This window comes from Mesorhizobium sp. 43Arga (assembly GCF_053714255.1).
On record NZ_JBSKBO010000010.1, the window covers coordinates 109,678 to 122,647 of the forward strand.

The 12,970-nt window shown below is 64.0% G+C and carries 12 protein-coding genes; 3 read left to right on the forward strand and 9 right to left on the reverse strand.

The features are described 5' to 3' along the window. The first annotated feature begins 30 nt into the window (after positions 1–30). Positions 31–795, forward strand: a complete 765-nt coding sequence (locus ACWGS8_RS28260) for a heme ABC transporter permease (protein WP_454584011.1) — start codon at positions 31–33, stop codon at positions 793–795. A gap of 24 nt (positions 796–819) precedes the next feature. Here the strand turns inward: ACWGS8_RS28260 and ACWGS8_RS28265 are convergent, their stop codons facing one another. Next, the gene (locus ACWGS8_RS28265) at positions 820–1,878 is read right to left on the reverse strand and encodes a D-TA family PLP-dependent enzyme (RefSeq protein WP_454584012.1); all 1,059 of its coding nucleotides are present in this window, start codon (positions 1,876–1,878) and stop codon (positions 820–822) included. A gap of 186 nt (positions 1,879–2,064) precedes the next feature. On the opposite strand from ACWGS8_RS28265, the gene ACWGS8_RS28270 reads away from it, so the two are divergent. After that, positions 2,065–2,751 (forward strand): D-lyxose/D-mannose family sugar isomerase, encoded by a 687-nt coding sequence (locus tag ACWGS8_RS28270; protein WP_454584013.1) that lies wholly within the window; start codon positions 2,065–2,067, stop codon positions 2,749–2,751. A 27-nt stretch (positions 2,752–2,778) separates the two neighbouring features. Here the strand turns inward: ACWGS8_RS28270 and ACWGS8_RS28275 are convergent, their stop codons facing one another. Genes ACWGS8_RS28275 through ACWGS8_RS28300 form a run of 6 tightly spaced genes read right to left on the reverse strand, consistent with a single transcriptional unit; the run spans position 2,779 to position 8,777 of the window. Beyond that, complete coding sequence (locus tag ACWGS8_RS28275; RefSeq protein WP_454584014.1) at positions 2,779–3,642, reverse strand: RDD family protein; 864 nt, start codon at positions 3,640–3,642, stop codon at positions 2,779–2,781. After that, positions 3,629–4,642 (reverse strand): stage II sporulation protein M, encoded by a 1,014-nt coding sequence (locus tag ACWGS8_RS28280; RefSeq protein WP_454584015.1) that lies wholly within the window; start codon positions 4,640–4,642, stop codon positions 3,629–3,631. The genes ACWGS8_RS28275 and ACWGS8_RS28280 overlap by 14 nt, the downstream gene beginning before the upstream one ends. After that, positions 4,639–5,943 carry a DUF58 domain-containing protein gene (locus tag ACWGS8_RS28285; RefSeq protein WP_454584016.1) on the reverse strand — a complete coding sequence of 435 codons (1,305 nt, stop codon included), beginning with the start codon at positions 5,941–5,943 and terminating at the stop codon, positions 4,639–4,641. The genes ACWGS8_RS28280 and ACWGS8_RS28285 overlap by 4 nt, the downstream gene beginning before the upstream one ends. Continuing rightward, on the reverse strand, positions 5,940–6,896 hold the full coding sequence (locus tag ACWGS8_RS28290; protein ID WP_454584017.1) for an AAA family ATPase: 957 nt from the start codon (positions 6,894–6,896) through the stop codon (positions 5,940–5,942). Before ACWGS8_RS28290 ends, ACWGS8_RS28285 begins: the two co-directional genes overlap by 4 nt. Next, positions 6,883–8,097 (reverse strand): DUF4350 domain-containing protein, encoded by a 1,215-nt coding sequence (locus ACWGS8_RS28295; RefSeq protein WP_454584018.1) that lies wholly within the window; start codon positions 8,095–8,097, stop codon positions 6,883–6,885. The genes ACWGS8_RS28290 and ACWGS8_RS28295 overlap by 14 nt, the downstream gene beginning before the upstream one ends. Then, on the reverse strand, positions 8,094–8,777 hold the full coding sequence (locus tag ACWGS8_RS28300; protein WP_454584019.1) for a DUF4129 domain-containing protein: 684 nt from the start codon (positions 8,775–8,777) through the stop codon (positions 8,094–8,096). The genes ACWGS8_RS28295 and ACWGS8_RS28300 overlap by 4 nt, the downstream gene beginning before the upstream one ends. A 92-nt stretch (positions 8,778–8,869) precedes the next feature. On the opposite strand from ACWGS8_RS28300, the gene ACWGS8_RS28305 reads away from it, so the two are divergent. After that, positions 8,870–9,652 carry a hypothetical protein gene (locus ACWGS8_RS28305; RefSeq protein WP_454584020.1) on the forward strand — a complete coding sequence of 261 codons (783 nt, stop codon included), beginning with the start codon at positions 8,870–8,872 and terminating at the stop codon, positions 9,650–9,652. A 627-nt stretch (positions 9,653–10,279) separates the two neighbouring features. Here ACWGS8_RS28305 and ACWGS8_RS28310 read toward each other — a convergent pair. Together ACWGS8_RS28310 and ACWGS8_RS28315 are read right to left on the reverse strand one after the other, a co-directional pair. Beyond that, positions 10,280–11,959, reverse strand: a complete 1,680-nt coding sequence (locus tag ACWGS8_RS28310; protein WP_454584021.1) for a hypothetical protein — start codon at positions 11,957–11,959, stop codon at positions 10,280–10,282. A 206-nt stretch (positions 11,960–12,165) separates the two neighbouring features. Further along, entirely contained in the window at positions 12,166–12,846 is a 681-nt protein-coding gene (locus tag ACWGS8_RS28315; protein ID WP_454584022.1) for an outer membrane protein, read from the reverse strand. Between the last annotated feature and the right edge of the window lie 124 nt (positions 12,847–12,970).

Sequence of the window (12,970 nt, forward strand, 5' to 3'; positions counted from 1 at the left end):
CGATCGCGCCAGCGGTCTATGTAAAGCCGCATGAGCGATATGACTTCACGCCTGACTGGCTGGATGGATCTTGCCAACCCGACACGCTTCGTTGGGCTGGCCGACAAGATCGTGCCGTGGCTGGCGACGATCGCGGCACTCGTCCTTGCCGTCGGCCTCTATATGAGCTTCGCCGCGCCCGAGGATTTCCAGCAAGGCATCACAGTCCGCATCATGTACATCCACGTGCCTTTCGCCTGGCTCGCTATGATGTGCTACACGCTGATGGCGGTTTCGGCCCTTGGCACACTGGTCTGGCGCCATCCGCTGGCCGATGTCGCGCTGAAATCGGCGGCTCCCATCGGCGCGGTCTTCACGGCTCTTGCGCTGATTACCGGTTCGATCTGGGGCAAGCCGATGTGGGGCACGTGGTGGGTGTGGGATGCACGCCTGACTTCGGTCTTCGTGCTGTTCCTGATGTATCTCGGCATCATAGCGCTCACCCGTGCGCTCGACGACGCCAGCCGCGCCGCCTGGGCCGCCGCCATCATCACGCTGGTCGGCTTCATCAACATCCCGATCATCAAATTCTCGGTCGATTGGTGGAACACGCTGCACCAGCCGGCCTCGGTGTTCCGCCTCGGCGGCCCGACCATCGACCCCAGCCTGCTCTGGCCGCTGCTGGTCATGGCCGTCGGTTTCACGGCGCTGTTCTTCGCCCTGCACCTAATGGCAATGCGCACCGAAATCCGCCGCCGCCGGGTGATTGCCATGCGGCGGGTAGCGGCGCGGCAGGCGGAGCGGCAACCGGCCTGATTTATCTGTTGACGGACGTAGCGGTCAGGCCATCAGCCCCCGCGCTGCCACCGGCAGCGTTTCCAGCACGGTCTCGCCGTCGATCAGATTGACCTCGTTGAACAGATTGGTGACCACGCAGCAATGATCGGGCACCACGCGCACGCGCTCGCCGATGCGCAGCGTCGCGTTGCCGGAAAGCGTGACGGTGCCGTGTTCTTCGCTGAGTCCGGTGACCTTCGCGTCGGGAGCACCGAGCAGCTCGCCAAAGTCTTTTAGGCCGAGCGTGTCGCTGGACAGCGCTTTGCTGCCGGCATCGAGGATGGCGCGGCTCGCCGTCGGATGGCTGACCACTGTCGACAGCACCGTCAGCGCGCAGTCATTCAACGTGCCGACGCCTTTGGCGACCTGATAGCGGTCGAGATAGATGTAAGTGCCGGGCCGATATTCGGTGACGACAGATGTATCGCTGGAACGCCACATATCCGGCGTGCCGCCGCTGGAGATGCGCTCGCATGCGATGCCCGATGCGGCCAGCGCCTGCTTGGCGTTCGCAAGCCAGGCTTCGGCCTCGTCCGCGCGGCCGGCCGCCGGATAGGTCATTAGCCCGCCGAAGGCGAGGCCGTCGGCCTTGTCGATCAGCCTTGCCAGGGCAAGAGCCTCACCCGCCGTCTGCACGCCGCAACGGCCCATGCCGGTGTCGCATTCGACCAGCACCGGCAGCGAATGGCCGGAATCGGTGAAGGTGGCGGCCAATCCTTCCAGCGTCTCCGTGCTGTCCGCGGTCACCGACAGGGTTATGCGGCCGTGCAGCGCCTTCAGCCGTTCCAGCTTGGCGTGCCCAAGAATGTTGTAGGGAAGAAAAATATCGGACAGCCCGGCATTGGCCATCACCTCGGCCTCGCCGATCTTCTGGCAGGTGATGCCGACAGCACCCGCTGCGACCTGTTTCTTCGCCCAATAGGGGAGCTTGTGCGTCTTGATATGCGGCCTGAGCTTCAGTCCGTTTTTGTCGGCATGGGCCTGTGCGCGGGCAATGTTGGCTTCGGCGCGCGCGGCGTCGATCAGGATCGACGGCGTATCGAGGTCGTGAATCGTCGGCATCTTAAATCCCTGTGAGAATTCGCAGGGTTTATGGGCCTGAAAGAGCTTGATGTCACGCGGCCAGCGGACCGGACCGCTGGGCCATCCGCGCGTGGCGCAGGGCATTGGGACGGCGAGATGGATCGACACCGCAGCGGCGTTCGGCTATGCGATTTGTCGAAAAAATTGACAAGAAGGGTCATGATCATGAAACGCTCCGCCATCAACGACATCATCCGCGAAGCCGACGCTTTCATCCGCTCGTTCGGCTACATCATGCCGCCCTTCGCCTACTGGTCGCCGGACGAAATGAAAGCGCGCCAGGTTGATTCCTCGGCGATCTACACCTCGCGGCTCGGCTGGGACATCACCGATTACGGTCAGGAAAAATTCAGCGAGCTCGGCCTGTTCCTGTTCACCGTGCGCAACGGCCGCTACGAGGACATGAAGAAGGGCATGGGCATGCTCTATGCCGAGAAGATCATGATCTCGCGCAAGGACCAACTGTCGCCGATGCACCGCCACAACATCAAGGCTGAGGACATCATCAACCGCGGCGGCGGCAAGCTGGTGCTGGAACTGTTCATGCACGACCGTGACGGCGGCATCGACCCCAAGGCCGAGGTGTCGGTGCCGGTCGACGGAACCATCCACCGGCTGCCGGCTGGCGGCCTGCTGAAGCTCGACCCGGGCCAGAGCGTCACGCTGCTACCCGGCGTCTGGCATGCCTTCTGGGCCGAGGGCAAGGACGTGCTGATCGGCGAGGTGTCGACCGTCAACGACGATCTCACCGACAATGTCTTCCGCGAGCCGATCGGCCGCTTCTCCAACATCGACGAGGATGTCGCCCCGGTGCACCTGCTGGTGGCCGACTATGAGAAGTGGTTGGGGTAGGCGGGCCGAATTCGACTTGGCCCCGCGCTATCGCGCATTCTTGTCCGCCTTGCGGTTGCCGAGCAGAAGCTTGCGCTCGAGATGCGCTCTCAGATCACCGTAGTAGGCGGTCAGAAAGGTCCTTGAATCGATTGGCTCGATCTTCGCGCCGATCTTGTGACCGATTGTCTCGGCAACAGCTTTCATCGCGAAATAGTCGTCACGGCGCAGCACTTCTTCCAGCTTGTGCAATTCGGCGATGCCATAGGCGTCGAGCTGCGCCGGGCTGAAATGGAAGCGCTTGGCGACCGGATCCTTTCGCTGCGAAAGGTCCTCGACCAGCTTGAGTTTCGGCGTCTCCACCACCCAGGTACCGGCAAGCAGGTCGCCAATGCGCAGCCGGTCGCGATTGAACAATAGAAACAGCGAAAACAGCAGCGCCCAGACCAGGCCGAAAATCGTCGACAGCGTGTCGGCGACGCCGGCGCCGCCGCGCGCGGCGATAATCGACAGCGGCAGGAAAACCTCGATCTCGCGCATCAGGTTGCGCGCGATGACCTGGTCGATGGTGAGACCCGCGCCGCTGCGCGAGGCGACCCGCACGCCGACGATCCGCTTGCCGGGCGTCGCGGCCCGCCGGCCCGCCTCGAAGGCGATGAAATAGACGTTGCGCAGCAGGAAGATGAAGATGATCCAGACGATGAAGAGCGGCTCCGCCTCCTTCACGCCAAGGCCGCCGAGGCCGAAGATGACGACGAGGGTGACTGCAATAGCGGCAGCGACGATGATCACCACATCGAGCAGGAAGGCCGAAGCCCGCGTACCGGCGTCCGCCAGCTTGACCCTGAGGTCGACACCTTCCGGCGTGATCAGCGGCCTTATCAGCTCGGCAGGGTTCCTAGCCGTTGCCATGCCGCACCATCCGGAACAGATAGAAATAGGCGATCCACAACGCCAGCATGCCGCCGCCAATGGCGTAGCGTGTCGCATCGCTGGTGATCGTCTGCCGGCCGATGCCTTCGAGCAGGCCGGCAAACAGAAGCATCACCATCACGCCGACCATGGCGGTCGCCGCCACCCGCCCGGCCTGGGCTGCGGCCGCCATCCGGGTCAGCTCCCCGGGAAAGGCGATGCGCGTGCCGATCCGCATGCCTGCTGCACCAGCCAGCGCGATGGCGAACAGCTCCGTCGTGCCGTGGATCGACAGCCAGCCGCCGAGCTCGAAGCCCAGCCCCTTGGCCGCATAGACCTGGAACAGCGCGCCCAGCATGCATCCGTTCATCAGGATGATCAGCACGCTCGGCACCGCGAAGGCGAAGCCGAGAGCAAAGGCCAGGATCGCCACCTGCGTGTTGTGGGTGAACAGATAGGCGGCAAAGCCGGACAGGAAATGGCTGGTGCCGCCATCGTAGAGCACGCTGCGCAGCACTTCGGCAGACGAATCCGGGTTGCGCCCGCCGGCAAGGCTGGGTGCGATGATGGCGTCGTACCAGCGCTTGTCGGAGGCGACCAGCCAGTAGCCGGCAATGGCGCCGATCACCGTCAATCCGACCGACACCCAGGTCTCGCGCCACAGATCGCGGATTGCCGCCGGCCAGTCACGCAGGAAGAAATCGCCGACGCGCTGTCTCAGTCCTCGTCGCGCGCCGTAGAGATAGAAATAGCCGCGCAGGCCGAGCGCCTCCAGATAGGCGATCAGCGCGCTGTCGAGCGACGTCGCACGGGCCACCGAGAGCGAGGACAGCGCCGAACGGTAAAGCAGGGGCAGTGCCAGCAGCTCGTCTTCCGAAAGCGTGCGCGGCGCGCGTTTTTCGACCCGAGCCAACAGCGCCTCGAATGCCTTCCAGTCGGCCTCGCGCTCCTGGCGGAAGCTTGCCAGCGACTGGCGTACGGCATCGGCGGGCAGCGTCATAGGAGGTTCTCCTCCTTGAGCTGGATATAACGCTCGACCAGCGCCGGACCGAGGCGCTGGTGGTCGGCCTCGATCACATGCGCGCCCAACAGCCGCAGCCGCCCGATCACCACTTGCCGCTCCCGAAGCAGGCCGCCGGCGGTGACCGCGCGGGCCACATCCCCGGGTTTCGTGGGCTGCAAGTCGGCCAGGGTCTCCAATTCGACATCCTTCATCAGCATGAACAGCACCAGATGCCGCTCGGTCAGCCGGCCGACGGTGCGCAGCATCAGCTCGGCGCTGATCGGGTCGACGAAATCGGTGAAGACGATGACCAGCGAGCGACGGTCTAGCTTGGCGGCCAATGTCGTCAGCGCGAGCGTGAAATTGGTCTCCTCGCTAGAATACTCGATCTCGGCCGCGCGCTTCTGGATCATCGTGAAACTCGGCGAGCCGCGCACCGCGCCGCTCGAGACACGAGGCGTGGCATCGAAGGAGAACAGGCTGACGAGGTCGCCGCCTTTGAGCGCGATGAAGGCCGACAGAAGTGCTGCCGTTACCGCCCGGTCGACTTTCGGCACCCCGTCGACCGGCTCGCACATCAGCCGGCCGCTGTCGATCGCCAGCACGATGTTGTTGTTTTCCTCGACCCTGAACTCGCGCGCCAGAAGCTTGCCGTGGCGGGCGCTGCGCTTCCAGTCGATCATCCGCCGGCCCATGCCAGGCTGATAGTCCTTCAGCGCCTCGAACTCGCGGCCTTGGCCGGCCCGCCTCTGCGCGTGGCCGTCGGCGAGCGCGGAGCGCTGTAGCAAGGTGATCGCCTCGTCGCGCGCGCTGCTGACGTCGGGCAGTACCGCCACCTTGCGGTCCATCGGCAGCACGACCTGGTTCCAGGTCAGCCCGAACGGACCGTTCCAGCGCAGCCAGACCCGGTCGAAACTGGCGATGCCGCGCCGGCGCGCCGTGAATTCGAGGTCGAGAGTGCCGCCTTTCGCCGGCAACGCGCCGCCTGTGCGACTGACCGGCTCCACCCGCTGATCGTGGCCGACGCGTGCTTGCAGCCTGCGCGCCCGCTGGCCGAGGCTGGCCGCGACATGCACGGTAAAGCGCCCCCCGACGCCGACCTGCGGCGGCGCCGAAAGACTGGCGCTGAGCGAGGCGCGCCCACGTCCCGCCGCCGCGTCGACAGCGAGAAATGCCAGCAGCGCGCAGATCCACAGCAGGCCCAGATACCAGACATGCGGCAGCGCAAGCGCGATGAGGAAGGCGGGGATCGCGCCCGCCGCTGCTGCCCACACCGCTCTGCCGGTCGGGTAGATCAACGCGGCGCCTCCGTCTGGTCGACGAGGTCGGAAACGATCTGCTCGACCAGCCGCCCATCGATCTGCGCCGCCGGTGACAGGATGACGCGATGGCGCAGTGCCGGTATAGCGAGCGCCTTGACGTCATCGGGAATGACATAGGCGCGGCCGTCGAGTGCCGCCCTGGCGCGTGCCGCGCGCGCCAACATGGCGCCCGCCCGCGGGCTGGCGCCGACCTCGAGGTCCGGGCTTTCTCGCGTGCGGCGCACCAGAGCGGCGATATAGCCGACGACATCGTCGACCAGCGTCACGTCACCAACCGTGGCAAGTGCCGCTTCCAGCGTCTTGCGGTCCGTCTGCGCCTTGATGCCGTATTGCGCGATATCGTGCGAGGCGGTGCCGCCGCCGTGGTGGACGATGATGGCGCGTTCCTCCTTGAGATCGGGATAGCTCACCCGATGCTTGAACAGGAAGCGATCAAGCTGCGCCTCGGGCAGGGGATAGACACCCTGGTGCTCGATCGGGTTCTGCGTCGCCACCACCATGAAGTTCTGGCTGAGCGCATGCGTGGTGCCGTCGAAAGTGACGGCATGTTCCTGCATGGCCTCCAGAAGTGCGGCCTGCGTCTTCGGCGGCGTGCGGTTGATCTCGTCGGCAAGCAAGAGATCGCAGAAGATCGGCCCGCGCGTCAGCGTGAACTGCCCGCTCTGGAAATTGTAGATGTTGGAGCCGACGATATCGCCAGGCATCAGGTCGGGCGTGAACTGGATGCGGCCATAGGCGATGCCAAGTGCTTGCGCGAAGCATCGCGCGGTCATGGTCTTGGCGGTTCCCGGCGGGCCTTCCAGCAATATGTGGCCGCCGGCGAACAATGCCGTCAGCATCAGATCCACCGTGTCGCGCTGCCCGGTGATCGCTTTCGCCACTTCTTCCCTGATCGCGGTCGCCAGGGCCTTCACATCATCGACGTTCACCGAGCCTCCTAGTCGTCCAGTCATGCAGCGCTTCCGCTGCTTCATGCATTTGCTCCGGGGTCCTGGCTTCGCTCGCGGCCTTGAAGCGGCGGCTGAACCCCTGCGTTTCGCTTCGGTCGCGGGAATCGAGCCAGCGGTCGAGCGCTTCGCCCGGCAAGCCTTGCGGCGCGCCGAGCAATGCGCCGGCACGCCCACGCATCAGCGTCGCATACCGATCGCCGAGCTGCCCGAGCCGCCCGGCGCGCTTCAGGAGCATCGCCGTGGTGTCGACAAGTGCCCGCTTGCCGAAGGCAATCGCCCGCGCCTCGGTGCGCGGCGGTCCGAACCGGCCGAGCCCATGCAGGAAGGCGAGGGCCGCCGCCGCCAGCACCGACAGCGTCAGCGCCAGGAAGGGCGGCTCGACCAGAAGCTTGGCAAGATCGTATTTCTGCCCGACGCCATGCAGCGTCAGATCGAACATCACCGCGCGCCTGGCCGGTTCGAGCATGGCGATGATGTCGAGGGCCGCCGCCGCCTTTTGCGGATCCTTCAGCGCCGCGTTGTTGATCAGATCGGGGTCGGTCAGGATGTAGAACGGCTCGTCGTCGAGCTCGGTGAGAATGGCCTTGCCGTCCCCCGCTGCGATCACGGGGTGGTCGTCCGCCACCCATTGCAGGTCTTCCGGCGCGGCGACCATGCGGCCTTCGACGTCGATCTGCCCGACCGGGCTCTTGCCTTCGCCAAGCTTGGCCTTGGCGATGCGGCCGAGCCAGTCGTTGACGACCGTATCGGGCAGCCGTTCGATCTTCGTCTCCCAGCCTTCATGGTCCTGCAGCGGAAGGGTAAGCCATTTGGGCAGCACGAACAGCGTGGCCTTGCCCGAGCGAAGCTCGATGATTCTTGCCAGCGCGGCCGGATCGCTGTGTGGTGCGATGGTGACGATCAGCAGGAATTCGGATGCCAGGCCAGAGCTGAGAGCCTGCTCGCTGCGGGCCATGGGTGGCGCCTGTCCATTGGCGAGCTTCAGCCACTCGACGAGCCCGGCATAGCCGGTGCCGCCCTTGGAGAGGGGCGTGCCGCCGCCTTCCGGCTGACGAAAGTCCGGCGCGTAGGTCGACAGCAGGAAAAATCCCGCCGCGGCCAGCAGACTTGCAAAAATGCCCCAGAACAGGGTTTTGCGGCTGAACGGTTCCTGCGCGGCCTCCACCGCCGGCGCACTCATGTCCAGGCATCCCTGAAGGCGAAGCGTTCATAGGCGCCGCGCGCCTGCCGCCAGCCTTCGGGACCGACCGGCCTGCGGGCAAACAGCGCTGCCTCGACGATGCGCGCGATCTCGCTGAAGGCGCTTCGTGCCCGCGCCGGCAACGATGTGGCGCTGGCGATGTCGCGGGAGGTGAGCGACGGGCGCAGGAAGTCGGGCAGCCGCCCGGCAATGTCGGCGACGCTGCGGCGAAGCAGAAGATGCACCGCCTCGTCATAGTCGCCGTGCGCGGCGAGCGCGTCGGCCTCGGACAGCAGGATCTGCGCCGCACTCGCGTCCGGGCCCCATGCCTCCTCCGCCTCAGCCTCCTTACGGGCGCGCCGCCACGGCAGGCGCCACGCCACGCCCTTCGCTTCGAGGGCAACGAGAACCGCGATAACCGCGACGCCGATGATCACCGCGCCCCAGAACAGGTAGATCATATAGGGGCCGATCTTCGCCAATACGTTCAGAAAAGGCCGCAGCCATTCCGGAGGCTCGGGCCGCACCAGCGCTGGCAGGTCAAACTGGATGGAATCGTCCGCAAGCAACTGCTTGTGTATCTTTGCCAGCCATTCGGCGTCCTGCGGCTGTCCGACTGTCACCCGCTCGCCCCTCTGCACCTGCGGTTCGACGCCGACACTGGCAACACGCCTGGACAATTGCAAGTCCACTGGACGAAGCCTTTTAATCTTGGCAGATTTACTTTCGAGGTTGGTCGTTTGGACGCGGCGGTGACCCCGGGGGAAACATCATGGCCACTGCGACACTGGGACAACCCGGCCGGTTCGAGATCGGCAGGGTGTTCAACAACACCTTTGCTGTCATAGGCCGCAACATCGGGCTTTGTCTTGGCCTTGCCGCGCTGTTCGCGGGCGTGCCGACGCTGCTCGTCCGGTTGTGGACCCAGCCGCAGATCGACGCGGTGCTGCAGGGCGATCCGGGCGCGATGGCGGATCCCCATGCGATGTTTCGCAATTCCTATCTCAGCCTTGTCGCCGGGCTGGTTTCCTTCGTTTTCACGCTGCTGCTTCAGTCCTCACTGGTCCGGGCGACCATCGAGGATCTGAACGGCAGGCGGCCGTCCTTCGGTGATTGCATCCAGATTGCGGTCCGCTTCCTGCTGCCGACGCTGGCGATCGGCTTCCTCGTCGCCCTTGGCGCCGGCCTTGCCATGCTGGCCCTGATCGTGCCCGGCATCATCCTGTGGCTCGGATGGTCGATGTCGGTGCCGGTCCTGATCCAGGAGCGGCGGGGTGTGTTCGGCTCGATGTCGCGCAGCCGTGCCCTGACCAAGGGCAATCGCTGGTCGCTGTTTGGCTTGTTTCTCATCCTGATGATCATCGCGATGGTCATCCAGTGGGGGATTTTGCTGGTTTTCGTCCTGTTTGGCGGGATTCTGGCGCAGCTGGGCGCCGCACTGGTGCAGACCGTCGTCGCCATGGTCCTGTCGATCGCCGCCGCGGTCAGCTATGTCGAGCTGCGCCAGGTCAAGGAAGGCGCAAACATCGACGAACTGGCGAAGATATTCTCTTAGGCGGATGCGCAGTTCGTCTGGAGGCGACAGCCCACTCAACGACAGCAGCTACGGTCCGATTGGACGCTCGTGACGAACCGGATCGGGGGCGACGAGGCTTGGGGGTATGAGGATAGGCCTGCAGGGTCCAACGCAATTGCAGCTTCATCAAAATGGATGGCGACTTTCGTCCGCGCCTGTGGTGGCATCCAACCCAGGTGGAGAGCGGACCGCCGGAGCAACAGGTCCATCCGCCGGTGAGTAGGCCAACTCCCTCATTGAGCGGCCTCTTTATAGGCTCCGACCGAGGAGAGTCGATATGTATGATCCTGCCGAGAGGAACAAAAGGCCGCCTCGTACCCAACCAGCCGATGATGAGCGGCTGGCGCGGCTCGAGAAAACGGCCAGGCTCAAGCGGCTTCGGTCCTACGCTTCCTGGCTTGCGCCTGATGCATGCGCCCAATTTCATGATGAGATCGACTGCTCTGCGCTAGTTGAGGAAAGCCGTTCATTGAGTCTGGCCTGATCGGCTGATGCCGCCGCGCTGCGGCCATAAATCCTGATGGAAGGCCCGGTCTGTGCGGTGGCGGCTCGGGCTTCCATCTCCTGAAGGTCGGCTTCGGATAGAAACATCCTCAGATCGCAATCTCAGTGACAGCAGCCGCGCTGCACGCTCGTCCGGCACAGGCATGACGATTTGATCGCCACATCCGCCTTGGCCAGTGCCGTGGCGAGCTTTGCCCGCAGGGCCGGCAGCGCCTCGCTCTCACCACGCCGCCGCAAACATTCAACCAGCCCATGCAGCGCCCAGACATTGTCCGGGTGCTGGGCGCAGCGCTGCACCTTGCCGCTGAGGCCAAGGTCGTCACGATAGACCTGCTCGGCCTCCTGCGCGTGGCCTTGGTCGAGAAGCAGTGCCGCCAGCGCATGGCGGGGCGGATGCATCCACGCCCATGGCTCGGTGTAGGAAAGGTTGTCATCCAGCTCGACAGCCTGGCGCAGATGGCCATAGGCCTCCTCGTGCTGGCCTTGATGATAGGCAAGCTCGCCATCGAGCAAGGCGGCACCGACAGCGAGCGAGGCACGGGTCGGGTTGCTGAGGAACCGCCGCTCGGCCGGAATGTTTTCCATATGCCGATGGAACCGCTCGCGCTCGCGCTCGGCCTCGGCGAATTGCCTCAGCGTCGCATGCGCGACGCCCTTGGCGTAGTGCTGCATGGCCGCCGTCAGTACATAGAGATCAGGCTCTTCGACCGCGGGTTCGTCGATAATCTCCTGCCAGCGGCCGAAGCGCACCTGCACATGCGATTTCATCGCATGATAGCCTTCCACCGTTTGCGTCAGCTTGGGCCGGTCCTGGATGGCGACCACGTCTCGCGTCACCAGGCTGCGCACCTTGTCGGCAGCCCACAGCGCCGGCCGGTACTGGCCAAGGAACATGCAGGTGAACATCATCAGATGCAGATCGTGACAGCAGCCGAGCAGATAATAGGTCGGCTCATCGGCATAGGCGAGATAGAGGTCGTTGGCGCGGACCGCCTTTTCGCTGGCGGTCTTCGCCTTCTCATAGTCGCCGCACAGCACATAGATGTGCCCCGGCATGTGGTTCATGTGCCCGGCATCGGGGCACATTTCGCCGAGCCGGTCAGCCGAGCACAAGCCGCGTTCCGGCATGGTGGACATTTCCAGGAGGTGGATGTGCAGGTGCGGGATCGCCGGATGTTGTGTGGCACCTGCCTCGTCGGCAAGCCGGATCGAGCGCTCGCAAACCTCCAGCGCTTCCAGCACGTCCGAATTCGGCGCCGGTTCACCAGTCTTGAGGTTCCACAGCCGCCGCACCGTGCGCATCATCAGCGCCTCGACCAGCAGCGCCATCACATCATGGTCGTCGGGAAAATCCCGGTAAACGCGCCGCATCGCGGCGGCATAAGCATCGTCCCACTGTTCGAATTCCCGCGGGCTCACTTTGTGCGGCTTCTGAAAGCGAGAGGCCAACGCCTCGATCAACCGCCGTTCGACTTCGCTGGCGCCGGCCGCATGGGCACGCGCCAGCTGGACATGCTCGAAACAGCGTTTCGTCGCGCTGTTGGCCTCGGCCTCGCCATGTTCCTTCCAGGTGAGGTTGTAAAAAGGCCCGGCGGCATAGGCGATGCCCCAATGCACAAAAGCGCAGCCCGGATCCGTCTCCAGCGCCTTCTCGAAGCACTTGATGCCTTCCTCATGGTTGAAGCCGTAGCACCATTTGAGCCCGAGATCGAACCAGCGCTGGGTCTCAGTCGAGCCGGTGGAGATGGGGCGGCGGTAGGCGCCGAGGTTGAAGCGGTCCATTTCCCAGCTCGTCTGCCTCATTGCCTTCGTCAGACAACCGCAGTCGGTGTGCCCAATGCTTTCTGACCCTCGGCACGATCCAGACTAACTTGCAGTTTGGCTATTTTCACCCGCACATACGCATCACCATATAATGGCGCCATTATACGGAACACGCACCGATATTTGGAACTGCTGTGCGGGTGACCTTAAACAAGATCTGCAAATCAGAATTTATAGGCGATCCCAATTCGCACCTCGTTGGTCTTGAGGTGTTCGTGCTCTTCCCAACCCGAGTCAGTGTTATCGGTTGCAGTCGTAACCTTGCCGAAATCTGTATAGCGATATTCGGCCTGGCCGACCCAGTTTTTGTTGAAAGCATAAGCGAGGCCCGCGCCGACCGTCCAGCCGGCCTTGATTGTCGACTTGGAATCCGTTGCCGGCCCGTCTTCGAACTTCGTGTGAATGTCTCCCAGCGCCAAACCGCCGGTGACATAGGGCAGCCAGCTGTCGAACGCATAGCCCAAGCGCGCGCGCAATGAGCCCTGGGCGACGATATGCGTATTGTCGTCACTTCCGAACGGCCAGTCCGGGTTGTGGCCGACAATTCCGGAGGCCTCGATATCGCCTTCGACGCCGCCGACGATACTGCCCGATTGCATGTTATAGCCGGCAAAAACACCGCCGGTGACCCCACGGAGCCTGAAGCTATCCGAATAATCCGAATCGCCGCTGGCGATGTTCTCGTCCTGGATATGGTCCTTCCCCCAAGCGTAACCGATCTGGCCGCCGATATAGGCGCCTGTCCAATCGTAGGTGGAAGCGACCGGAAGCTCGTTCACAACATCGGCCGCCATGGCCGAGGTAAGGGTGGCGCCTAGGATTGCCGCCGCCAAAATGTACTTCATAGCCTGCCCCTCATGGAGATTCGTCTAATGGAGTCATGCATAATATAAACTCTTTGTATCAGGCGCATTCCCCAACGGAATGGGATTGCATGGTCGAAGCGCACATTTTCCACAAAGCATGTTG